The organism is Janthinobacterium sp. SUN100 (assembly GCF_030397705.1).
Classification (GTDB): domain Bacteria; phylum Pseudomonadota; class Gammaproteobacteria; order Burkholderiales; family Burkholderiaceae_D; genus Janthinobacterium; species Janthinobacterium kumbetense.
Genome location: NZ_JAPUBU010000003.1, coordinates 18602 through 40854, shown reverse-complemented (window position 1 = coordinate 40854; position 22253 = coordinate 18602). Strand labels below are relative to the sequence as shown.

General features: G+C 64.3%; 19 protein-coding genes and 2 tRNA genes. 10 read left to right on the top strand and 11 right to left on the bottom strand.

The genetic code is table 11. The features are described from left to right. Window positions 1-9 precede the first annotated feature (9 nt). The 3 genes from O0881_RS16670 to O0881_RS16660 form a co-directional block, all read right to left on the bottom strand. On the bottom strand, window positions 10-2364 hold the full coding sequence (locus O0881_RS16670) for an acyl-CoA dehydrogenase (RefSeq protein ID WP_289912268.1): 2355 nt from the start codon (window positions 2362-2364) through the stop codon (window positions 10-12). Between the two features lie 123 nt (window positions 2365-2487). Beyond that, window positions 2488-2820 (bottom strand): hypothetical protein, encoded by a 333-nt coding sequence (locus tag O0881_RS16665; RefSeq protein ID WP_077399256.1) that lies wholly within the window; start codon window positions 2818-2820, stop codon window positions 2488-2490. Between the two features lie 561 nt (window positions 2821-3381). Continuing rightward, window positions 3382-4557 (bottom strand): hypothetical protein, encoded by a 1176-nt coding sequence (locus tag O0881_RS16660; protein WP_289912267.1) that lies wholly within the window; start codon window positions 4555-4557, stop codon window positions 3382-3384. On the opposite strand from O0881_RS16660, the gene O0881_RS16655 reads away from it, so the two are divergent. Beyond that, the gene (locus O0881_RS16655; protein ID WP_289912266.1) at window positions 4556-4726 is read left to right on the top strand and encodes a hypothetical protein; all 171 of its coding nucleotides are present in this window, start codon (window positions 4556-4558) and stop codon (window positions 4724-4726) included. The two genes, O0881_RS16660 and O0881_RS16655, sit on opposite strands and share 2 nt — an antisense overlap. A gap of 191 nt (window positions 4727-4917) precedes the next feature. Here O0881_RS16655 and O0881_RS16650 read toward each other — a convergent pair whose 3' ends face one another. Both O0881_RS16650 and O0881_RS16645 read right to left on the bottom strand, forming a co-directional pair. Continuing rightward, a complete protein-coding gene (locus O0881_RS16650; RefSeq protein ID WP_289912265.1) occupies window positions 4918-6069 on the bottom strand; it encodes a serine hydrolase domain-containing protein in 1152 nt (383 codons plus the stop codon). Between the two features lie 135 nt (window positions 6070-6204). Beyond that, window positions 6205-6280 (bottom strand) — tRNA-Phe (locus O0881_RS16645). Window positions 6281-6399: 119 nt separating this feature from the next. On the opposite strand from O0881_RS16645, the gene O0881_RS16640 reads away from it, so the two are divergent. Next, entirely contained in the window at window positions 6400-7170 is a 771-nt protein-coding gene (locus O0881_RS16640) for a hypothetical protein (protein ID WP_289912264.1), read from the top strand. Between the two features lie 45 nt (window positions 7171-7215). On the opposite strand, the gene O0881_RS16635 is transcribed toward O0881_RS16640, so the two are convergent. Continuing rightward, entirely contained in the window at window positions 7216-7647 is a 432-nt protein-coding gene (locus O0881_RS16635; RefSeq protein WP_289912263.1) for a hypothetical protein, read from the bottom strand. A gap of 208 nt (window positions 7648-7855) precedes the next feature. On the opposite strand from O0881_RS16635, the gene O0881_RS16630 reads away from it, so the two are divergent. After that, window positions 7856-8851 (top strand): cytochrome-c peroxidase, encoded by a 996-nt coding sequence (locus O0881_RS16630; protein WP_099665580.1) that lies wholly within the window; start codon window positions 7856-7858, stop codon window positions 8849-8851. Window positions 8852-8893: 42 nt separating this feature from the next. Here the strand turns inward: O0881_RS16630 and O0881_RS16625 are convergent, their stop codons facing one another. The 3 genes from O0881_RS16625 to O0881_RS16615 all read right to left on the bottom strand — a co-directional run bounded on the left by O0881_RS16625 (window position 8894) and on the right by O0881_RS16615 (window position 14573). Next, on the bottom strand, window positions 8894-11278 hold the full coding sequence (locus O0881_RS16625) for a S9 family peptidase (protein ID WP_289912262.1): 2385 nt from the start codon (window positions 11276-11278) through the stop codon (window positions 8894-8896). Window positions 11279-11370: 92 nt separating this feature from the next. Continuing rightward, window positions 11371-13629 (bottom strand): EAL domain-containing protein, encoded by a 2259-nt coding sequence (locus O0881_RS16620; protein WP_289912261.1) that lies wholly within the window; start codon window positions 13627-13629, stop codon window positions 11371-11373. A 137-nt stretch (window positions 13630-13766) separates the two neighbouring features. After that, window positions 13767-14573: a YggS family pyridoxal phosphate-dependent enzyme gene (locus tag O0881_RS16615; protein ID WP_099665577.1), complete on the bottom strand. Its 807-nt coding sequence runs from the start codon at window positions 14571-14573 to the stop codon at window positions 13767-13769. A gap of 92 nt (window positions 14574-14665) precedes the next feature. Here O0881_RS16615 and ptsJ point away from each other — a divergent pair, with 92 nt between their 5' ends. Then, complete coding sequence (ptsJ, locus tag O0881_RS16610; protein ID WP_289912647.1) at window positions 14666-15967, top strand: transcriptional regulator PtsJ; 1302 nt, start codon at window positions 14666-14668, stop codon at window positions 15965-15967. Between the two features lie 33 nt (window positions 15968-16000). Beyond that, window positions 16001-16720, top strand: a complete 720-nt coding sequence (locus O0881_RS16605; RefSeq protein WP_289912260.1) for a hypothetical protein — start codon at window positions 16001-16003, stop codon at window positions 16718-16720. A gap of 52 nt (window positions 16721-16772) precedes the next feature. On the opposite strand, the gene O0881_RS16600 is transcribed toward O0881_RS16605, so the two are convergent. After that, entirely contained in the window at window positions 16773-17078 is a 306-nt protein-coding gene (locus O0881_RS16600) for a PsiF family protein (protein ID WP_046682222.1), read from the bottom strand. 266 nt (window positions 17079-17344) lie between these two features. Here O0881_RS16600 and O0881_RS16595 point away from each other — a divergent pair, with 266 nt between their 5' ends. Further along, window positions 17345-17884: a DUF2058 domain-containing protein gene (locus tag O0881_RS16595; RefSeq protein ID WP_077399286.1), complete on the top strand. Its 540-nt coding sequence runs from the start codon at window positions 17345-17347 to the stop codon at window positions 17882-17884. A 132-nt stretch (window positions 17885-18016) separates the two neighbouring features. On the opposite strand, the gene O0881_RS16590 is transcribed toward O0881_RS16595, so the two are convergent. Then, window positions 18017-18092 (bottom strand) — tRNA-Phe (locus tag O0881_RS16590). Between the two features lie 186 nt (window positions 18093-18278). Between O0881_RS16590 and dkgB the strand changes: the two genes are divergently transcribed. From dkgB to O0881_RS16570, 4 genes are all read left to right on the top strand, one after another. After that, the gene (gene dkgB / locus O0881_RS16585; RefSeq protein ID WP_289912259.1) at window positions 18279-19103 is read left to right on the top strand and encodes a 2,5-didehydrogluconate reductase DkgB; all 825 of its coding nucleotides are present in this window, start codon (window positions 18279-18281) and stop codon (window positions 19101-19103) included. A 1-nt stretch (window position 19104) separates the two neighbouring features. Then, window positions 19105-20034 (top strand): LLM class oxidoreductase, encoded by a 930-nt coding sequence (locus O0881_RS16580; RefSeq protein ID WP_289912258.1) that lies wholly within the window; start codon window positions 19105-19107, stop codon window positions 20032-20034. Window positions 20035-20100: 66 nt separating this feature from the next. Next, entirely contained in the window at window positions 20101-21345 is a 1245-nt protein-coding gene (locus O0881_RS16575; RefSeq protein WP_289912257.1) for an FAD-dependent monooxygenase, read from the top strand. A 159-nt stretch (window positions 21346-21504) separates the two neighbouring features. Then, window positions 21505-22221, top strand: a complete 717-nt coding sequence (locus O0881_RS16570) for a DsbC family protein (protein ID WP_034785648.1) — start codon at window positions 21505-21507, stop codon at window positions 22219-22221. The last annotated feature ends 32 nt before the right edge of the window (window positions 22222-22253 follow it).

Below are 22253 nucleotides of genomic sequence, written 5' to 3'. Positions count from 1 at the left end.
CAAATTCGCCTAGGCGGCGCGGCTGCCGGTATCGGCCTCGTGCACGGGCAAGTGTGCCGGCTGCGCCGCGTCGGCCGGAAAATCGTCGACCTGGATCAAACCGTCGGCCAGGCGCGCATATTCCAGCAAGGTATTGTGCTCCTGGCAGCTGACGGCGCCTGCCGCCTTGGCTGCGGCCAGCCACTGTTGCATGGCGGACAAGCTTTGCGGCAGGTGCCGCAGGGCCGCGCCTGCGGGCGTGTCTTTCAGGCGTTTTTCGATGTGCAGCACGTCGGGCAGCAAGGCCAGCGCCCGCTCCGCGCAGGCGACGGGGTCTGCAGCGTCGCTGGCGACATGGCCGTCGGCCAGCAGCCGTTCGCGGTCGGCGCCCGGCGTTTGCAGGGCCAGCGCCACTTCACTGCCCAGTTCGTCGGATGGCGGATGGTGTGGCAGGCCAAACGGGAACAGCAGGGTGCGCAGCAGCACGGCCAGCCCGCGCGCGGGGAAATTGTCGAGCACGCCCGTCAAGCCTTGCTGGGCCTTGACCAGCGCATCTTGCAGCGACCAGTGCACATACGGCAGGTCGGCGGCGAAACGGCCATCGTCCTCGTAGCGCTTGAGCACGGATGAAGCCAGGTACAGCTGCGCCAGCACGTCGCCGAGGCGGGCGGACAGCCGTTCCCGGCGCTTGAGTTCGCCACCGAGCACGAACATCGACATATCCGTCATGACGGCAAACGCCGTCGACAGCCGCGTCAGGGCGCGGTAATAGGGCGCCAGTTCCGCGGCGCCGTCGTCGGGCACGGCTGCCAGGCGCGCGCCGCCCAGGCCGTACCACAGTCCCCGTGCCAGGTTGCCCAGGACAAAGCCCACGTGGCCAAAGAAGGCCGCATCGAAATCGTGCACGGCCTTGCGGCCGTCGCTTTCGCTGACGGCGGCCATTTCCCTGAGCACATAGGGATGCGCGCGGATGGCACCCTGACCGAAGATGATCAGGCTGCGCGTGAGGATGTTGGCGCCTTCGACGGTGATGGCGATGGGGATTTGCTGGTAGGCGCTGGCGAGGAAATTGTTCGGTCCCACGCAGATGCCCTTGCCGCCGAGAATGTCCATGCCATCGTTGACGAGCGCGCGCCCCCGTTCCGTGACGTGGTATTTGACGATGGCGGAAATGACGGCCGGCTTTTCGCCCAGGTCGACGGCGTGCGCGGCCAGGGTGCGGGCCGCATCCATCAAGTACAGGTTCGCGCCCATGCGGGCCAGCGCTTCCTGCACCCCTTCGAACTTGCCGATGGGCATGTTGAACTGGCGCCGCACGGCCGCATACGCGCCGGTGCCGCGCACGGCCATCTTGCCCATGCCGACGCTGGACGAGGGCAGAGAGATAGCGCGGCCGGCGGCCAGGCACTCCATCAGCATGCGCCATCCTTTCCCCACTTGCGCCTGGCCGCCGATGACCCAGTCGATGGGAATGAAGACGTCGTGGCCCGAGGTGGGACCGTTCTGGAACGCGGCGTTCAAGGGATGGTGGCGGCGGCCGATCACCACGCCGTCGTGGCTGGCGGGGATCAGGGCGCAAGTGATGCCGGGCGCATCGTTGTCGGAGAGCAAGTGTTCTGGATCGCTGGTCTGGAATGCCAGGCCCAGCAAGGTTGCCACGGGCGCCAGCGTGATGTAGCGCTTGTTCCACGTGAGGCGGAAACCGACAGTGGCGCGCCCTTCATGCATACCCATGCACACGACGCCCAGGTCGGGGATGGCGGCCGCGTCGGAACCCGCATACGGGCTGGTCAGCGCAAAGCAGGGAATCTCCGTGCCGGCAGCCAGGCGCGGCAGGTAGTAATCCTTCTGTTCTTCGGTGCCGTAGTGCAACAGCAGTTCGGCCGGCCCCAGCGAATTGGGCACCATCACGGTCACGGCCAGGGCCGAGCAGCGGCTCGACAGCTTCATCACCACTTGCGAATGCATGTAGGCGGAGAATTGCTTGCCGCCGTATTGTTTCGGGATGATCATGCCGAGGAAACCCTGGCTTTTCATGTAGTCCCAGGCTTGCGGTGGCAAGTCGAGTTGCTGCTGCGTTTCCCAGTCGTTGACCAGTTCGCACAGCCGCTCGACGTCGTGCTCAAGAAAGTGGCGCTCCTCGGCAGTGAGCATGGCACGGCCGTACGCCAGCAGCTTGGGCCAGTCGGGCCGGCCGGAAAACAGGTCCGCATCCCACCAGGTAGTGCCCGCCTCGAGCGCATCGCGTTCCGTCTCGGACATGGTCGGCAAGATGCGCTTGAACAGCGCGAGCAGGTGCGGCGCAAGCAAGGCGCGGCGCACGGGGCCGGGCGCAAACAGTAAAGCCAGGCCCAGCAGGGCCAGCATCAGTATGATCGTCAGCATGCGATATCTCCCTGTGTAATAACTACAGGGTAGGCCGATGCGGCCGATGTTACTGTGCGGTACTGCGCATACGCACAACGCCAACCGCAGGGGTTGGCGTTGTGGTGTCTGGCGCGAGGCGTATCAGCGTTGCGGAACGACAATCACCGTGTCGCCCGTCTTGCCCTTGGCGCCCGTGTCTCCTTTGGCGCCTTCATCGCCGGCAACACCAGCGTCGCCCTTGGCGCCATCGTTGCCTTGCATGCCGCTGTCGCCGGTCTGGCCCGTGGCGCCGGTGGCACCCGTCGCACCGGCAGGGGCTTCGGCGCCCTTGGCACCGGTAGCGCCGGCAGGACCAGGCGCGCCGGCAGGGCCGGGAACGACTTGTACGACGGTAGGCGCGGGTGGTGCTTCGCGCTGGCAAGCGGTCAGGGCGAGGGTAGAGGCGAGCGCGAGCAATATCAGGGTAGTTTTCATGATGCATCCTTTGGCAGTGTGCCGTGATGTACGGAACGGCTCGACGGCGTCGGGCGCGAGTTTCGCATGGCGGTATGACGGAGAGAATCGGATCAGGTAGCCGTTGCGCCGTGTCGCGCAGGGCGCTGGCGGCGGGAAGGGATGTGGTCTGCCTGCAGCATGGGCTTTTGGACAGCCGCAGTCCGTACGTTTGCGTACATAGCGGCGGGTGGGGTGGAGGTTTTGTGCAAGGACAAACAGCCAACCCGAAGGTTGCTGTGGCTGTTCAAATTGGAGTGGCAGCACCGCGACTGAGGGCCTGGTGCTGCCTGACACGCTTATTTGACGGTCAAATCTGCCTGGGCGGCAGGGGCCGGCGACGAGTCGCCACCACCGCCTCCGCCACCGCATGCAACGAGCACACACGCGCTAAATACAAGTGCCAGAGGCCTCATCGAACTTGTCCATTCTCAATAGTGACGCCTGTGCTGGCGCCGCCTTGAAACGGCCATGGCTGCGCCAGAGCCGGGCCTTTGATGTAACTTAAATCCAGGATGGTGACCGGATGGGCAGTTGGGAAAATTACAGCGTGACGGGTTCCGGCGTGAGCATGTAGCGCGTATATTTGCCATCCCCCAGGTCGCAGAAGCCTGCCGCCCACAAGCTGCCATCGGTCTTCTGGATGAAGGAGCATGCGCTGCCAGCCCATGCGGCGGCAATCCCGGTACCGACTTGCCGGAAGGCACCGCGATTGAATTGGCCATCGCCGAACTGGCCGTTGTTGCCATCGCCGCCTGCCCACAAGGTGCCGTCGGACTTGACGGCAAGCGCATAATAGGTGCCTGCCGAGATGCTGACGAAGCCATCTCCCACCTTGACTGGCGTGGCGGCAGTGGGCGTGGCGGCGGGCGACTGGTTGGGCGCGTTGCCGCCCCAGTTCCACAGCGAATGATCCGCCTTCAAGCCATAGACCGCATCGTAGCTGGTGGCAATCGCCATATAGCCATCCGCAATCTTGACCGGTGTAAATGGCTGGTCGGCCAGATTCTGCGTCCATGTCCACACCGAGCCATCGCGCTTGAGGCCCAGTGACGCCCCGCCACTGCCACGGGCGATATCCACGTAACCCGTGTCTATCATGCGCGGCGTCAGCTCAGGTTCGATGGCGTTGGGTTGCTGCAGGCTACGCGCGCCCCAGACCCACAGGCTGCCGTCTTTTTTCAGGGCTTCGGCGTTTTCGCCGGCGACGCTTCTCTCGCCTTTGACGACGACCTTGACGAAATCGCTGCCGATCTGCACAGGAGTGGCGTTTGAGCCGCTCGTGCCATTGCCCTGGATGCCTGCGTCATTGCTGTTGCCCCAGCTCCAAAGCGAGCCGTCTTTCTTGATGGCCAGGGTGGCAGCGATGCTGACTGCAACATCGGCGTAGCCGTCGCCGATCTTGACCGGCGCGGGCTGGAGAGGGTTCCAGCCCCAGAGTGTGCCATCAGATTTGAGGGCGGCGTAGCGCCAATTCAGGCTGGTGACGAATGCGGCAATCGCCTGATAGTCGACGGAGAGCTTGTGCAATGGCGATGCGGCGCCGGCGCTCGCGGACACGGCACCCTGGCGCGTTCCCGATTGCCCGGTCGGTGTGCAGCTGAATTGACGCTGCGTGCTGCTACCCCCGCTGAGCTCGGCGATGCCTGCGCAGTCCGTCAACGCAAACTGCATCTTGTCCGTCAGATTGCTGCCGGTAACAGTAAAGGTGGTGACCATGCCGATGTTGGCCCTGGCCGGCGAAACGGCGCTGACCTCGGGCGGCAGGGGTGTTGGCAGCGTTGGCGGTGTCGGGGGAGGAGCGGGAGGCGATGTCGGTGAAGTACTACCGCCGCCGCAGGCACTCAAGGCGAGCACCAAGCTGGTCGCTGAAACAAAACGCAAATGAGTCATGGGAATAGGGTTTATAAAATTGCATGATTGTAACTTAAGTCATATTGTCACACGGCATTATTGTTTTCGGCGCCAGCAAACAAAAACGCCACCCGAAGGTGGCGTTTTGATCAGTACTGCTGCATTCTTGCTGGCCCGGGGCGGAATCGAAGCAGCGGCACGAAGATGTGCCAAACAAGGCCCGGCCTACTGCGCGCTTTCCATGGATGCCACGGTGTCGAAAATATGCGCCAGCGCGCTTTCCATGGCGCCGGCGGTGGCGTCGCCGCTCTGGTTGGTGATGATGTAGACCCCGAGCTGATATTTGGGAACGATGTAGGCGTAGCCTTGCGCACGCGGCACACCGCCATGGTGGACGTAATGCGTGCCCAGCCGGCGATTCGTGCCGATGTTCCAGAAATAGGCAATGCTGAAGTCATCCTGAAAGCGTAGCAGCGGCTTGTGCGATTCGACGACGGCGGGATGGGCGCTCAATTGCAGGCGCAGGTACTTCGCCATATCCGGCATGGTCGACTTCAGGTTGCCGGCGGCCCCCCAGGGCAGTTGCGGCATCGGTGTCGTGATGACGGGATTGTCGCTGTGGTAGCCGGGCGCCAGCCGGCCGGCATCCCTGGCTGCGATTCTCAGCCTGGTATCGTGCATGCCGGCTTCGCGCGCGAGAAATTGCGTGAGCAGCACTTCATAGGGCATGCCGTAGATGGTTTCGAGCGCGTGCGCAACGAGTTCGGTGCCGGCGCTGGAATAGGCGTAGTCCTTGCCCAGCGGACCGTTGATGTTGACTGTATGTAAGTCCTGCCAGAATTGGGGTTGTCCGTAGTTGGCATAGGCTGCGTTGAGTTTTGCCGGCGTGGCGTGCGCCGTGAAATCCTGCAATACAGTGTTCACCTGCAATGGCAGCATGCCCGGCATATTGCTGGTGTGCGTGATCAAATGGCGCAAGCGCACGGGCTGCCCCTGCGACTGCAGGTTCGGGTAGGCGGCCGGCAGGTATTTTTGTATGGGATCGTCGAGCGCCGCCTTCCCATCGAGCACCGCGTTCGCCAGCAGCAGGCCGGCAAAGGTTTTGCTGACTGAACCGATTTCATACAGCGTTGTATCGTTCGGGGGATTGGCCTTGCCGGTCTCCAGCTCGCCTTGATGCAGGATGAATTCCTGGCCGCGATAAACGACGGCTATCGAGGTCGCGTGCAGCAGTTTCGACTGCAGCAGGGTGGTCGCGGTCTGGTGCATTGCCGCAGGAATGTCATGCGCGGGCGCCGTGGCCGCGGGCTTGCAAGCTGCCAGCAGCAGTGTCATTCCTGTTGTGATTGCGGCGAGTCTGATCATCATGCGCACCATCCAGTGGGGAGGGGCATTCTCGCACAATGGGTTCGGCGGCGACAGAAAAAAGTCACGCGTACGGTTTTGCCAGAGGGGGGAACGGCGGTGCCGGACAAAAGAAAACGCCACCCGAAGGTGGCGTTTTTTTATTCTTGGTGGCCCGGGGCGGAATCGAACCACCGACACAAGGATTTTCAATCCTCTGCTCTACCGACTGAGCTACCAGGCCAAGGCGGCGAATTATAGCAGAAAGACTTTCCACCTGACCAGAGCTGGCTGTGTTCAAATGCAACAGATGGCCAAAACATGGTGTTTTGGCATCCTTGTATGACCGAAAGGGATGTGGCGATGCAGCGACGTATTGGAGTGCAAGGCCTGGCGGTGGCGGGCTTGTTCGGTTTGTTGTGCGGCGCGGCGCGGGCCGACGGGGTGGCCGAGCTGAACGCGGCGCTGGCGCGCTTGCAGGGGCAGATGCCGATCAAGGCGCAGGTCGAATCGAAAACTTGGCGCCGCGAAGGCGAGGGCAAGGCGGCGGAAGAGGATAGCGGCCAGGCCACGGTGGCGGTCGAGGGCGGGCCGGCGGGCTTGCAGGTGCTCTACAGTAAGGAACTGCTGGCGAAAGTGGAGGCCGAGCAGCGCGCCAAGGTGAAGGATCCGAAGGCCAAGGCGCCGATCGGCTTTGCGCTGGGGGAAATGAAGGCGACGGAGCTGCGCGCCATGGTGTCGGCGGCGGATGCCCTGTCGCGCGAGATCGAGGAAGCCGTGTTCAGCGGCGAAAAAATGGATGGCTACAAGGGCAAGCCGGCGCGCCTGCTCAGCTTTACCTTGTCGCTCGACAAGGTGCCTGAGAAAGACCGCAAGTATGTGAAGAAGTTCGAAGGCGGCCTCGATGTGTGGATCGCGGCGGACGGCACGCCGCTGGCCAGCCATTTCCACGTGGATGTGAGCGGGCGCGCCTTTGTCGTCATCAGCTTTACGCAAAAGACGGACGAGACGCGCCAGTATGGCGTCAGCGGCGACCATTTATTGCTCCTGCGCAAGGAAAGCAAGAATGCCATGTCGGGCGCGGGCGAGAAGGTGGAAAGCAAGATCGTCAAGACCTTGCAATTGCAGTCCTGACTGAACTGTTATAGAGCCTCATAAGCCGCTGAATCAGCGGCTTTTTTACATGGCCGAGTTGCCGCCCAGGCCGCTCTTTTGCAGCACGCAGCGCCCTGCCTGGCAAGTGGCGCCCGGGTCCGTGATGATGGCGCAGGTCGACATCATGCCGTCCGCCTGCTGCTGTTTGCGGCTCGCCTCGGCTTGCGCCTGGGCCAGTGCCTTGAGTTTTTTGCCGTCATTGCTTTTGCTGGACCACGCCAGATAACGCTCGGGGCCGCCGCAAGCCTTGGCGCCGATGGCGATGGTCTGGCATTGCTGGGTGGAATCGCAAGCGGCGGCGCCCACTTCCGCCTGGATCTGCGCCAGCAAGCCGGCATTGCCGGGGGCGGGCGGCGCATCATCTTGCGTGGGGGCGCTGCCGCAGGCGCTGGCGGCCAGCAGCAGGAAGCTGGCGCACGCGGCGCGCAGCAGGGCGGAGTAGGTTGGCGTTTGCATGCGTTCATCATGTGCCACGCTTGCGTAAATGGCAAGCGCGATTCGCACTTGGGCAGAACCTTGATCCCGGTCATTTTCCTTATTAACTAGTCAAAGTTAATATAAATCAACATCCAACCAGCGATGTACGGGTGGCAACCGGGCCGGTGCGCTGCATTCCCGCGCCGGCGCGCGCCGCCGATTCGGGAATGTTTCCAGGAGTTAGACTATGCGCCGCACCTTATCCCCCTTCCTCTTCATCGCCAGCCTGACTTTCGGCAACGTGCTGCACGCCGCCGACAAGGAGCCGATCCAGCCGATCACCGCCGCCAAGGTGGCCAATCCGGCCATGGTCGAGCTGGGCAAGAAACTGTTTTTCGATCCGCGCCTGTCGCGCTCGGGCTTTATCTCCTGCAATAGCTGCCATAACCTGAGCATGGGCGGCACGGACAACATCAAGACGTCGATCGGCCACAACTGGCAGCGCGGACCCATCAATTCGCCTACCGTGCTCAATTCCAGCATGAACGTGGCGCAATTCTGGGATGGCCGCGCCAAGGATTTGCAGGAGCAGGCGGGCGGCCCCATCGCCAATCCCGGTGAGATGGCTTTTACGCACGAGCTTGCCATCGACGTGCTGGCCTCGATTCCCGCTTACCGCGCGGAATTCAGGCAAGTGTTTGGCCAGGATAAATTGACCATCGAGCAAGTCACGCGCGCCATCGCCGCCTTTGAAGAGGTGCTGGTGACGCCCGGTTCCCGCTTCGACCAATGGCTGTCGGGCAAGAAGAGCGCGCTGACGAAAGACGAGCTGGCTGGCTACCAGCTGTTCAAATCGAGCGGCTGCATCGCCTGTCATAACGGTCCCGCCGTGGGCGGCAACACCTTCCAGAAGATGGGTGTTGTCGAGCCGTACAAGACGGCGATGACGGCGGAGGGACGCTCGGCCGTGACGGGCAAGGATGCGGACCGCTTCAATTTCAAGGTGCCGACCCTGCGCAACGTGGAGCTGACGTATCCCTACTTCCACGATGGCGAGGCGGCAACCCTGACGCAAGCCGTCGACGTGATGGGCCGCTTGCAGCTGGGCCGCACCTTTACGCCTGATGAAAATGGCAAGCTGGTGGCCTTCCTGAAAACCCTGACGGGCAAGCAGCCGCACATCGTGCTGCCGATCCTGCCGCCATCGTCGGACACGACGCCGCGGCCCGTGCCGTTTGACTGAATGAGTCCATGAAAAATGCCCGCATCAAGCGGGCATCGGGGTTTATTTCAATGTTCTCTGGAACAACTGATAGATGCGGCGGTACTCGTCATACCACGCTTCCGGCTGCACGAAGCCGTGGCGCTCCATCGGGTAGCTGGCCATTTCCCAGTTATCCTTTTTGAGCTCGATCAAGCGCTGCGACAGGCGTACGGAATCCTGATAGAACACGTTGTCGTCGATCATGCCGTGGGCGATCAGGAGATTGCCCGTCAGTTTGTCGGCGTATTCGATCGGCGACGAGATTTTATACGCTTGCGGATCGACGTCCGGCGTGTTCAGGATATTCGCCGTGTACTCGTGGTTGTAGGTGGTCCAGTCCGTCACTGGACGCAGCGCGGCGCCGGACTTGAAGATTTCCGGCGCGCGCATCAGGGCCATCAGGCTCATGAAGCCGCCATAGCTGCCGCCATAGATGCCCACGTTCTTGATGTCGCCCTGGTGCTGCTGCGCCAGCCAGTGGGCGCCGTCGATGAAATCTTCCAGTTCCGGGTGGCCCATCTGGCGGTAGATGGCCGTGCGCCAGGCGCTGCCGTAACCGAGCGAAGCGCGGTAATCGACGTCGAGCACGATGTAACCCTGCTCCACCAGCAGGTTGTGGAACATCTGTTCGCGGAAGTAGACGGGGTAGCGCTCGGTCACATTCTGCAGGTAGCCGGCGCCGTGCGCAAACATGACGATGGGATATTTCTTGCCCGCTTCCAGCTGGGCCGGGCGGTACAGCTTGGCCCAGATCGGCGCCGCGCCATGCGTGGACGGCAATTGCACCAGTTCCGGCATGACCCAGCTGCGCGCCTTGAAGGCGTCGCTGCGCGTATCCGTCAGGATACTGGCCTTGCCGCCGGCAACGGAAATCGTCGCCAGCTGGGCCGGCATATAGCTGGTCGAATAGCGCAGCAGCAGCTTGCCGTTATCGGGCGACAGGCCGAAGTTTTCCACGCCTTTCAAATTCGTCACTTCGCGCGCGCCGCCCTCCTTTGCCGTGCTGGCGCACACTTCATACGTGCCGGGCGCCTGCCGGTTGCACATGAAATACGCGGTTTTGCCGTCGCGGCTCCATTCGACGGCGCTCACTTCCCACTGGCCGCTGGTCAGGGCGCGTGCCGGGGCCGCGCCCGTTTTCGTGTACAGGTGGGCGTAGCCGCTTTCTTCGGACAAGTACCACAGGGTGGCGTTGTCGGGCAGCCAGCCGAATTCGTCGGCGCGGCGGTTGACCCAGGCTGCATCGCTGATGCGGTGCACGGGCACGAGGGCGGCGTTGGCCAGGTCGACGTTGGCGAGCCAGCCATCCTTGTTGTCGATGGCGCGGATGCGCACGGCTGCCTTGCCGCCGTCGTCGGTCCAGGCGATGCCGTCGCGCTGGGCGTCGATGCGCACGGCACGGTTGCCTTTCAGCGGCGGCAGCTTCTGTTCGGCGCGCATGGCGGCCAGCGGGTCGGTGGCGATGCCGGGCAGGTTATCGAAGGCGATGTCGCGCACCTGCCCCGTGCGCAGGTCGGCCAGTTTCAGGCTTTGCGCGATCGGCATGTTGCGGCCCACGCGCGTGCGTTCGTCGTCCGCTTCCGGATAGCCCGTTTCCGTGACGTAGCGGGCCAGTTTGCCCAGCTTGCCCTTTTCGGCGGCCTTGTCCTGCGTGACGAACAGCAGCCAGCGGCCGTCCGGCGACAGGGCGCTGCCGGAAATGGTGACTTTGTCGCCCAGGTAGATCGGTTCCGGTGCGCGCGTGGCGTCCAGGCGGCGCTCTTCATGGCGGCGTTCGCGGCTGGCGTCGCGGTCTTCCTTCTGGCGCGCCAGGTTGACGATCAGGCGCAGCTGCAGTTCGCGCAGGGCGTCCGCTTCCGGCTTGGCGTCCGGGTCCTTGACGGCGCGCAACAGGGCCACGGGGGCGCTCAGGCGGTCAAGCCGGTTCCAGCTGAACCAGTCTGTGCCGCTGCGGTATTGCACGGCGCCGCCGTCGGCGGAGTATTGCGGGTCGCTGATGGCGGACACGCCGCGCGTGATCTGGATCAAGGCGCCGCTTTTCAGGTCGCGCTCGAACAAGTCGCCGTTGCGCAGCAGGATGGCGCGCGTGCCGGCCCGGTTGACCACCATGTGCTGGCCGTCGAGATTGGCCAGCTGCGCATCGTCGACCTTCTTGCCGCTATTGAATTTGGCGTTCGCGCTCGGCAATTGATAGGTGTCGCGCAGGGGCGAGCCGAGGCGTTTCTGCTTGTAGTAGAGCTGGCCATTCCAGCCCCACCATGCCGCTTCGACGGGCGTGCCGATCCAGTCGGGATCGGCCATGGCCTGGTCCAGGGTGATGGGCGTGGGTGCGGTGGATGGAGCCGCATGGGCGGCGGGGAGCAGAGAGAGCAGCAGGAGCGGCAGCAGGGGAAGAACCAGACGCATCGGGGATCACTTTAATCAAAGGGGATGGTGAAGGTACAGGCTATGAGGCCGGTATTCTAGCGGAGGAGTTTCGTACAGGAAATGTCGGAAAGCTAAGCCTGATACCGGGCCAGCCAGGCCAGAAAGTCGTCCAGAGGCATGGGCCGCGCATACAGGTAGCCTTGCAAGCCGTCGCAATCGTGGGCGAGCAGGAAGTCGGCCTGCTCCTGCGTTTCCACGCCTTCGGCCACCACGCGCAAGCCCAGGTGGCGCGCCATGGCCAGTATCGCTTGCACGATGGCCGTGTCGCGCGCATCGTGCGGCGTGTCGTCGATGAAGCGCTTGTCGATTTTGAGTTCGTACAGCGGCATCGAGGTCAGGTAGGCGAGGCTGGAATAGCCGGTGCCGAAATCGTCGATGGAAAAGCGGATGCCCAGGGCCGCCAATTCGCGCATGCGCGCCAGCGAGGCGTCGCGCTGGTCGATCAGCAGGCCTTCCGTCAGTTCCAGGATCAGGGCGCCGGCCGGCGTGCCGTGTTCGGCCAGCGCCGCCTGCACGCGGGCGGCGAAATCGGGCTGGCGAAACTGGGCCGGACTGACATTTACAGACAGGGCGACGGGCTGCCCCGCCCGCGCCAGCAGGCTGGCGGCGCGGCACGCCTCGCGCAGTGCCCAGTGCCCGAGCCTGACGATCAGCCCCGATTCCTCGGCGATGGGAATGAAGATGCCGGGCGCGATATGGCTGCCGTCCGCCTGCGGCCAGCGCATCAGCAATTCGGCGCCCGTCACCCGGCCATGGCGGTCGACCTGCGGCTGCACGTGCATGCACAGTGCATGGGCATCGAGGGCGCGCGCCAGCGCCCGTTCCAGGGTCAGGCGGCGCTCCACGCCCGCCTGCATGGCCGCTTCAAAGAAGGCGATGCCGTTGCGTCCTTCCGCCTTGGCGCGGTACATGGCGATGTCCGCTTCGCGCAGCAGGTCGTGCGCCTGCTGGCCCGCCTTCGGCAGCAGGGTCACGCCGATGCTGGCGCTGCAATGATAGGACTGCCCGTCGATATCGAAGTCGCGCGCGATGGCGGCGCGGATTTTCTCGGCCACCTGGGCCGCCGCGCGGGCGGCGCTGTCGAGGTCTTCGGCCAGGTGCGCCAGCAGCACGACGAATTCATCGCCGCCGATGCGCGCCACCGTGTCGGCCTTGCGCATCAGCTGCGCCAGCCGTTCGCCGGCCAGGCGCAGCAGCGCGTCGCCGGTGGCGTGGCCGCGCGCGTCGTTGATGTGCTTGAAGTGGTCGAGGTCGATGAACATCAGCGCGCTGATGGTATTCCCTCGCGGCGCGGCGGCCAGCAGGTGGCCGATGCGGTCCATCAGCAGGCGCCGGTTGGGCAGGCCCGTCAGCACGTCGTAGAAGGCCAGGCGGTGGATGTCCGCTTCCGATTTCTTGCGCTCGTCGATTTCGCGCTCGACGGCCACCCAGTGCGTCTGCTTGCCGTCCGCATCCGTGAACGGCGCCAGCTCCGCTTCGACCCAGTACGCCTTGCCGGCCTTGTTGTAATTGAGCAATTCCGCCCTGGCCGGCTGGGCGTTGGCCATGGCGGCGGCGACGCGCGCCAGTTCGCCCGCATCGGTGGCGGGGCCCTGCTGGAACAGCAGGCTGCGGCCCAGCACTTCGGCGCGCGCATAGCCGCTGCTGCGCTCGAAGGCGTCGTTGACGAAGATGATGCGCGTGGCCGGCGCCGCGCCGCCGGGGGCATCGGTCACTTCGGCGAGCATCACCATGTCGTTCAGGCGGGCCAGCGCCGTGGCCGTCAAGCGCAGGTTGGCGTTCAGCTGCGACAGGGCCTGGCTGCTGCGTTCCAGGTGGCGCAGCAGGAAGGCGCAGGACAGGGTCAGCACGGCGGCGATGAACAGGAAGTTCAGGGCCACGATCAGCGCGCGCAGCACGGGGGAGTCGGGCACACCCTGCACGTGCAGGGCGACGTCGGGATGCAAGCCGAGGAAAAAGATGGTCAGCGAAGTCAGGGCCAGGGTCGACAAGGCTGGCCGCATCCCCAGCAGCAGGGCCGCCAGCACGGGCATGAGCATCATGTAGATCTGGCTGACGGGGCCGATTTTCAACAGCAGGCCCACGCCCACCAGGTAGGCGACGATGAGGAATTGCCACACGCGCCAGCGGTAGGGCATGGCGCGCAGATGCCAGATGAGACCGACCCAGCCGATGGCCAGCACGTCGAGGGCGACTATGGACCAGATAGCTTCGCGCGCCGCCAGCAAGGCGCTGGGGATGGCGGTGATGATGCCAAGCAGCAACACCACCTGCAGCAGGCGCGAAAAAATCTGTCCGCGCCAGTGCGCGAGATCGTTTGACGCGGCCACGCTGCCGTCCTTTCCCCAGGAGCTGTGCTGCCGAGCTGAGCAGTATGGTAAAAATATTACGCGCTATCTTTATGCATGTCATCTTGATCATTCGGCATGGTTGACTGCGCGGCTACCTGCGGGGCGCGTCGGGCCGCCTACTCCGTCTGCGCCGTGGGCCAGTAGTGGCTGTCCGGCGTGTCCCGCGCGCCGAAGATGGCCTGGCCGACCCGCACGACGGTGGCGCCTTCTTCGATGGCGATTTCATAATCGCCGGACATGCCCATCGACAGCTCGTCGAGGCCGATGCCAGGCGGGGCGTCCTGGCGCAGGCGGTCGCGCAGTTCGCGCAGTAGCACGAAGCAGCGGCGCACACGCACCGCTTCCGCCGACAACAGGGCCAATGTCATGAATCCGCGCACCCGCAGCGCCGGGAAGGCGGGCAGCTGGCGCAGGAAAGCAGCCACTTCGTCCGGCGGCAAGCCGTACTTGCTGGCTTCGCCCGACGTGTTCACTTGCACGAATACGTCGAGCCCGCGCCCTTCCGCCTGCAGGCGCCGTTCCAGCGCCTCGGCCACGCGCAGGCTGTCGAGGGCCTGGAACTCGCTGGCAAAGCGCGCCACCAGCTTGGCCTTGTTGGTCTGCAAATGGCCGATCACCGACCATTGCAGGTCGGCCAGGTCCGCCATCGCTTCCCACTTGCGGCCCGCTTCCTGCGGCTTGTTTTCCCCCAGCAGGCGGCAACCCGCGGCATAGGCCAGGCGCAGGCTTGCCTCGGGCTTGGTCTTGCTGACAGGCAGCAGGCGCACGCCGGCCGGATCGCGCCCGACCCGCTGGCATGCGGCCGCCATGCGCGCATGCACCGCCGCCAGATTGCGGCGGAAGTCGTCCACGGAAACGGCCTGCGGCCAGCGCCCATGCTGCGCGTGCATGGTGGGAGTGGGCAGGGGAGTGTCATTGTTCATGTGTCAGCCTTGTGTCAGCCTAATGAGCGGCAGGAGTCGCCGCAGTGATGTATGATTGTCCTATGCCAAAATATATCATGTCTGAGACCATCATGAAGATGACGGGGAAAACCGCGGCGCAGCTGTTCGACAGCATCCGCGCGCTGACGCAGGCGGGCGAACTGCCGCCGGGCCAGGCGCTGCCGACCGTGCGCGAGCTGGCGGCGACCTTGGGCGTCAACCGCAATACCGTGTCGCTGGCGTACAAGCGCCTGGTGACGGCCGGGATCGCGGTCACGCAAGGGCGCCTGGGCACGGCCATCCGCGCGCAGCGCGATCCCGGCGAGCAGGAAGGCTTGCTGCCCGGCTCGCCGCTGGCCGACCTGGGCGGCGGCAATCCGAACCTGGCCTGGTTGCCCGATATCGGCGCGGCCCTGGCGCGCAAGCCCTACCGTCCGCGCCTGTATGGCGAGGCCACGCTGGACCCGGCGCTGGAAGCCCTGGCGCGGCGCTGGCTGGCCGGCGATTGCCCTGAGGGCCACGACATCACCCTGACGAATGGGGCGGTCGATGCGGTCGAGCGCCTGCTGGGCGCGTACCTGGTCGCGGGCGACAAGGTGGCCGTGGAAGACCCGTGCTTCGTCAGCAGCATCAACACCTTGCGCATCGCGGGGCTGCACGCCGTTGGCGTGGCGGTCGATGCCGAGGGGATGCAGGCCGGGGCGCTGGAACGGGCGCTGGCGCAAGGCGCGCAAGCCGTCATTGTGACGCCGCGCGCGCACAACCCGACCGGCTGCAGCCTGAGCGCGGCGCGCGCGGACCAGCTGCGCGCGGTGCTGGCCGCTTATCCGCACGTGCTGGTCATCGTTGACGACCATTTTTCGCTGTTGTCCGTCGCCGGCTACCGGGACGTGATTCCCCCTGCCGCCCGGCGCTGGGCGCTGGTCCGTTCGGTATCGAAGATCTTCGGCCCCGACCTGCGCCTGGCCGTCGTCGCCAGCGACGGACAGACCGCCCGCCGCCTGCGCCTGCGCCTGGCGCCCGGCACGAACTGGGTCAGCCATCTCTTGCAGGATGCCGTGAGCGCCTGCCTGTCGTCGCCGGACGTGCTGGCGCAGGTGGCCCTGGCCCGCGCAGACTATGCGCGCCGCCGCGGCATCCTGGCCGATGCGCTGGCGGCGCAAGGCCTGGTTTGCGCCAGTCCCGCCGATGGCTTGAACCTGTGGCTGCCGCTGCCGGGCAGCAGCCAGGCGGCCGTGCTGGCGCTGGCCAGGCATGGCTGGCTGGTGCGCGGTGGTGAAGCGTTCGGCGTGCAGGCGCCGGCGCAGGGATTGCGGATCACCGTGTCGACCATGGATGAAGCGGGCGCGCAGGCGTTCGCCGGCGTGCTGGCTCAGGTGCTGGGCCGGCCATAGTTTTTTAATTCCTCGCCACAGAAAGGGAACATCATGAAAGTCCATTTCATCGTGCATGAAGCGTTCGAGGCGCCGGGCGCCTACGAGACATGGGTGCGCGAGCGCGGCTACGCGGCCACGTATTCCCGCGTCCACGCCCATGAGCCGCTGCCCCCGTCCATCGCGGACATCGACCTGCTGGTCGTCATGGGCGGGCCGCAGTCGCCGTCGACGACGCGCGAGGAATGCCCGCATTTCGACGCCGCGGCCGAACAGGCCCTGATTGCCGCATGTGCCGCGGCGGGCAAGGCGGTCGTCGGCGTCTGCCTGGGGGCGCAACTGATAGGCGCAGCCCTGGGAGCACGCCAGGCACACAGCCCTGAAAAGGAGATCGGCAAGTTTCCCGTCATGCTGACGGCGGAAGGGCGGGCGAACGACAAGTTTGCCCATTTCGGCGATGTGCTGGAAACCGGGCATTGGCATAGCGACATGCCGGGCCTGACTGACAGCGCGAAGGTCATCGCCTGTAGCGAAGGCTGCCCCCGCCAGATCATCGAATACGGCAAGCTGGTGTACGGCTTCCAGTGCCATATGGAGTTCACGCCGGAGGTGGTCGAACTGCTGATCGCCGCGTCGGAAGCCGAACTGGCCATGCTGGAGCCGCACCGCTTCGTGCAGCCGCCAGCGGTCTTGCGCAGCCACGACTGGCACGCCATGAACGGCCAGCTGTTCGGTTTCCTTGACCGCCTCATGCAGGCGTACGCATCGCCGTAAAAAAACGCCAGCGTCGACGCTGGCGTTGGGGGGGGGCAAACAGGCGAGGCGCTTATTTCTTCGGCGCGCTCAGGCATTCCTTCATGAAGGCTTTGCGGGCATCGCCCTTCATGTCCTTGGCGTCGACATTGCACGCTTTCATCTTGTTTTGCTGCGTCATGGCCGGTGCCGGCTTGGCGCTCAGGCATTCCTTCATGAAGGTCTTGCGTTCATCGCCTTTCTTGCCGGCGGCGTCCGCATTGCAGGTCGTCATCTTCGATTGTTGGGCCGTCTTGGCGACAGGCGCCGCTTCCGGTGCGGCGGCAAAGGCGGTGCTGGCAAACGCGGCGGCGATGCAGAGGGCGATTAATTGTTTCATGGCAAATCCTTGTAGACGCAGTCGGTGGAAGGGAGCGATGCAATCGGCAGACAATGCCGATATGCAAAACGTAACTAACTATATGACATTTATCAACAAAATTTCCACTCGAGTGTGTCTTTTTGTTACTGGCAGGCAGAAGGCGCCCGCCAGCCGGCCCGGGCAGCCATGTTGCGGCGGCAGCGCCCCTGTTTTTTGCTATGCTAGCGTCTTTCCACCGGCCGATGCCGCTGTCTTGGCCGGCGCACCCTCAATACGGAGTAGTTATGGTCTCGTTGCAAGAGCAGTTTTTAAAGGCCGGCCTGGTCGACAAGAAGAAGGTCAAGCTGGCCAACCAGGACAAGAGCAAGCAGAAAAAGGACGAGCGCAAGAGCGGCACGCAAAGCGTCGACGAAGTGCGCCTGGCCGCGCTCGAGACCCAGCGCAAGAATGCCGAGCGCGCGCGCGAACTGAACGCCCAGCGCGACGCGGCCGCCAACCAGAAGGCCATCGTGGCGCAGATCGCGCAAATGGTGCAAAAGAACCGCCAGAGCAAGGGCAACAACGGCGACGTGCCGTACAACTTCACATTTAATAACAAGATCGAGCGCATCTACGTGACGGCCGCCGTGCAAGCCCACCTGGTGGCGGGCCGCCTGGTCATCATCTGCCTGAACGGCGCCGTGGAACTGGTGCCGCGCATCATCGCCGACAAGATCGCCGAACGCGACCCCGCCATCGTCGTGCGCGTGAAACAGGCCAGCACGGAAGTGGACGAGGACGATCCGTATGCGGCGTTCCAGATTCCTGATGATTTGATGTGGTAAGAGGGATGTTTGCCCGGCGCTGACGGCGCTGGGGGAGTGGTTGCGGGCCGGAAACGGCCTGCGTATCGTGTAGACAGTCCACAAACAAAAACGCCACCCGAAGGTGGCGTTTTTGAATGTAAAACATATTCTTGGTGGCCCGGGGCGGAATCGAACCACCGACACAAGGATTTTCAATCCTCTGCTCTACCGACTGAGCTACCAGGCCAAGGTGGCGAATTATAGCAGACCAAAACGGGAATGCAAGAGCCGGCTGCGACTTTTCCCCGATTTCCTGCATGGGCATGGTCTTACTTGCCTGTGGATCAAATATGATTTGATATCAGCGGTATTTTTCTCAACAAAGAATGGGCGCATAGTGTGGCCATCGACATTGACTTGAGAGGATTACCGCATGAACGCCACCGCAAATCGCACCGCCATCCCTGAAATCGGCCTGGGCACCTTCCGTCTGCAGGGGCAGGTCGTCATCGATTCCGTCACCACGGGTCTCGACGTCGGCTACCGCCATATCGACACGGCGCAAATCTACGGCAACGAAGCCGAAGTGGGCCAGGCGCTCGCCGCCAGCCCCGTCCCGCGCGACGAACTGTTCGTCACCACCAAGATCTGGATCGAGAACCTGCAGCGCGACAAACTGATTCCCAGCCTGAAGGACAGCCTGCACAAGCTGCAATTGGAGCAACTGGACCTGACCCTGATCCACTGGCCGTCGCCGCAGGACGCCATTCCCGTCGCCGAATACATGGCGGCGCTGGCGGACGCCAAGGCGCAAGGGCTGACCAGGGCCATCGGCGTGTCGAATTTCACCAACGCGCAGCTGCGGCAAGCGATCGATACGGTGGGCGCATCGGAAATCGCCACGCAGCAAATCGAGATCCATCCGTTCCTGCAGAACCGCAAGGCGATCGATTTCGCGCGCAGCCAGGGCATCCACATCACGGCCTACATGCCGCTCGCGTACGGCAAGGTGGTCGTCGATCCCGTCATCATGGCCATCGCGGTAAAACATGGCGTGACGCCGACGCAAGTGGCGCTCAGTTGGTCGCTGCAGCAGGGCTTTGCCGTGATCCCGTCGTCCACCAAACGGGCCAACCTGGAAGCGAACCTGCATTTCCAGCGCATCATCCTGTCGCCGGACGAGATGGCGCAGATGGCCACGCTCGAGCGGGGCGAGCGCTTGGCCAACCCGGACGGCCTGGCGCCGCAGTGGGACTGATATGGGCGCCATGACCAAGCTTGGACAGGGCGGTTTCAGCATCGGCCTGGAACTGCCGCTCGATAATGACTGGACGTCCACGGGGCGCCAGGCGAATGCGGCATCGGTCCGCGTGCCGGGCGAACCGGATCTGCGCCAGCATGCGGAACTGGCAAAACTGGCCGACCGCCTGGGCTTCCGGGCGCTGTGGCTGCGCGACGTGCCTTTATATGACCCGTCGTTCGGCGACGCGGCCCAGGTCTTCGAGGTATTTACCTACCTGGGCTACCTGGCCGGCATCACGGAGAACATCTTGCTGGGCACGGCCGCCGTGGTGCTGCCCCTGCGCGAGCCTGTATTGACGTTAAAAGCGGCGGCCAGCGTCGACCAGTTGAGCGGCGGACGTTTGCTGCTGGGCGTGGCCAGCGGCGACCGTCCTGTCGAATATCCCGTCTTCGGCCGCGACTTCGAGCAGCGCGGCGCCGCGTTCCGCGAACAGGTGGCCATGCTGCGCGACTGGGGCGAGACGCATCTGCCGCCCGGCATCCGCCTGCTGCCCAAGCCGTCCGCGCCCTTGCCGCTGCTGGTGGCGGGGCTGGCGCAGCAGTCGCCCGCCTGGATAGGCGAGCAAATGGATGGCTGGCTCGCCTATCCGGGCACGCCGGACGACCATGCGCGGCGCTCGGCGCAATGGCGCGCCGTCGCCGGGGAAGATAAACCCTACGTCAGCTTCATCCACCTGGACCTGGACGAGGACCCGAATTTGCCGCTGCAGCGCTTCCGTTTTGGCGCACGCACGGGGCGCGAGGGTCTGATTGCCGAGTTGACGGCCATGCGCGACGCCGGCGTGCGGCACATCGGCTTGCAGCTGCGGCAGAACCGCCGCCCGCTGGCCGAGACGATGCAGGAGATCGCGGACCACGTGCTGCCCGTCTTTCATGGCATCGCTTGATCTGGGACACGCGTCCTGTACTTCCGGACTATCTGAAAAGGGTGGGGCAAACGCTATAATGGCCGCATGAACAGTCCCACTCCCCCTACCATGCGGCGCTTCATGCATAGCCACAGCGACGTTTGCATCGTCGGCAATGGCGCCATCGCGAAAACCACGGCGCTGGCGTTTGCCCAGGCAGGACAAAGCGTCACCCTGTTATCCCCGGTGAGCCCGCCTGCGCCCACATCCCCTTCGGCCGCCAAGCCGGTCGAAGCCAGCTGGGATGTGCGCGTGTATGCGCTCAATCACACGGCGCACCAGCTGCTGTCGTTGCTGAAGGTATGGGGCGCCCTGGAGGCCGACAGGGTGGCGCCCGTCGACGCCATGCTGGTCAACGGCGACGGCGCGCAGGCGGGCGGACTCGGTTTTGACGCGTATGGCGCCCATGTGGGCACGCTGGCGTGGATCATCGAAGACCGAAACCTGGGCCAGGCGCTGGACGCCGCCCTGAAATTTGCGCCGAATGTCAACGTGGTGCAGGGCCGCGCCAGCCGCCTGGAATGGACGAACGACTCGGCCATCGTGCATCTCGATGGCGGCGACACCATCACTTGCGCATTGGTAGTGGGCGCGGATGGCGCCCAGTCGTGGGTGCGGGGCCAGTGCGACATCGGCCTCGATTACCGCTCCTATGGTCAGCGCGGCGTGGTCAGCAACTTCGCCTGCGAAAAGCCGCACCATGGCGCGGCCCACCAGTGGTTCACGGGCAGCGAAGGCATCGTCGCGCTGCTGCCGCTGCCGGGCGACCGCGTCTCGCTGGTCTGGTCGGCGCCCGATGCGCTGGCCGACACCTTGATGGCCGAATCGGCCGACGCCCTGGCCGCGCGCCTGGCCGCCTACTGCCACGACAAACTGGGCAAGCTGACGCCGTTGCAGCCGGAGCTGGTGCGCGCCTTCCCATTGACCCTGATGCGCCCGCACGCCATGGTGGCGCCGCGCGTGGCCCTGGTGGGCGACGCCGCCCACGTGGTGCACCCGATGGCCGGCCACGGCATGAACCTGGGCTTTGCCGACGTGGCGCAGCTGGTCAAGACGATCGCCGAACGCGAAGCGCACCGCGGCATCGGCGACGAGCGCGTGCTGGCCCGCTATGCGCGCGCGCGCAAGGAAGACGTGCTGTTGATGCAGCTGGCCACCGATGGCCTGGCGCGATTATTTGGCGCCGACCTGGAGCCGTTGCGCGTGGTTCGCAATTTGGGATTAAACTTGCTGGATAAATTACCGGCCCTGAAGCGGAAAATGATCGCGCACGCATTGGGACATCAGTAAATATCAGCGAATCTTAAGATATCGCCGGATAATGGCAGGTGTGAAAATTCAAGGTCGCCGCAGCTGGTCTGCGGCGATCGTTTTGTCAAAGAGATAACGATGCCGGGCCAGGGGGCAGTTCCGCCAGGCGTTTCAAGTGGAGAAGTGATAGTGATAAAAATGAGCAGAATCGCATTGGTACTGGCCTCGGGCCTGATGATGTCGTGCGCCGGCGCGGAAACGCCAACGGAAGCGAACATCAAAAAGCTGATCGAGCCGCGCCTGGGCGAAGGCGCCAAGGTCGATTCGGTCAAGGAAACGCCGTACGGCGGCCTGTATGAAGTGCGCACGGGCGGCGACATCCTGTACACGGACAAGGCCGCGCAATACCTGTTCGTCGGCCACGTCTTCGACGCCAAGACGTCGCAAGACCTGACCAAGGTGCGCCTGGACGAAGTCAACCGCATCAAATTCTCCGACTTGCCGCTCGATTCCGCCATGAAGACCGTCAAGGGCAATGGCAAGCGCGTGATCGCCGTGTTCGAAGATCCGAACTGCGGCTATTGCAAGCGTTTCCGCCAGAACGCGCTGAAGGAAATCGACAACGTCACCGTCTATACCTTCATGTACAACATCCTGTCGCCGGATTCCATCGTCAAGTCGCGCAATGTCTGGTGCGCGCCGGACCGCAACAAGGCATGGGATGACTGGATGTTGAACGGCAAGGCGCCAGCCACGGTGGCCGCCACCTGCGCCAATCCGCATGAAAAAATCCTGGCCCTGGGCCAGCAATTACGCGTGTCGGGCACGCCTGCCATCTTCTTTGCCGACGGCAGCCGCATTCCGGGCGCAGTCGATGCGAAAACGCTGGAACAGAAATTCTCGACCATTAAGTAATCCGGGCTGTCGCCAGGAAGGCTGGACGGCGC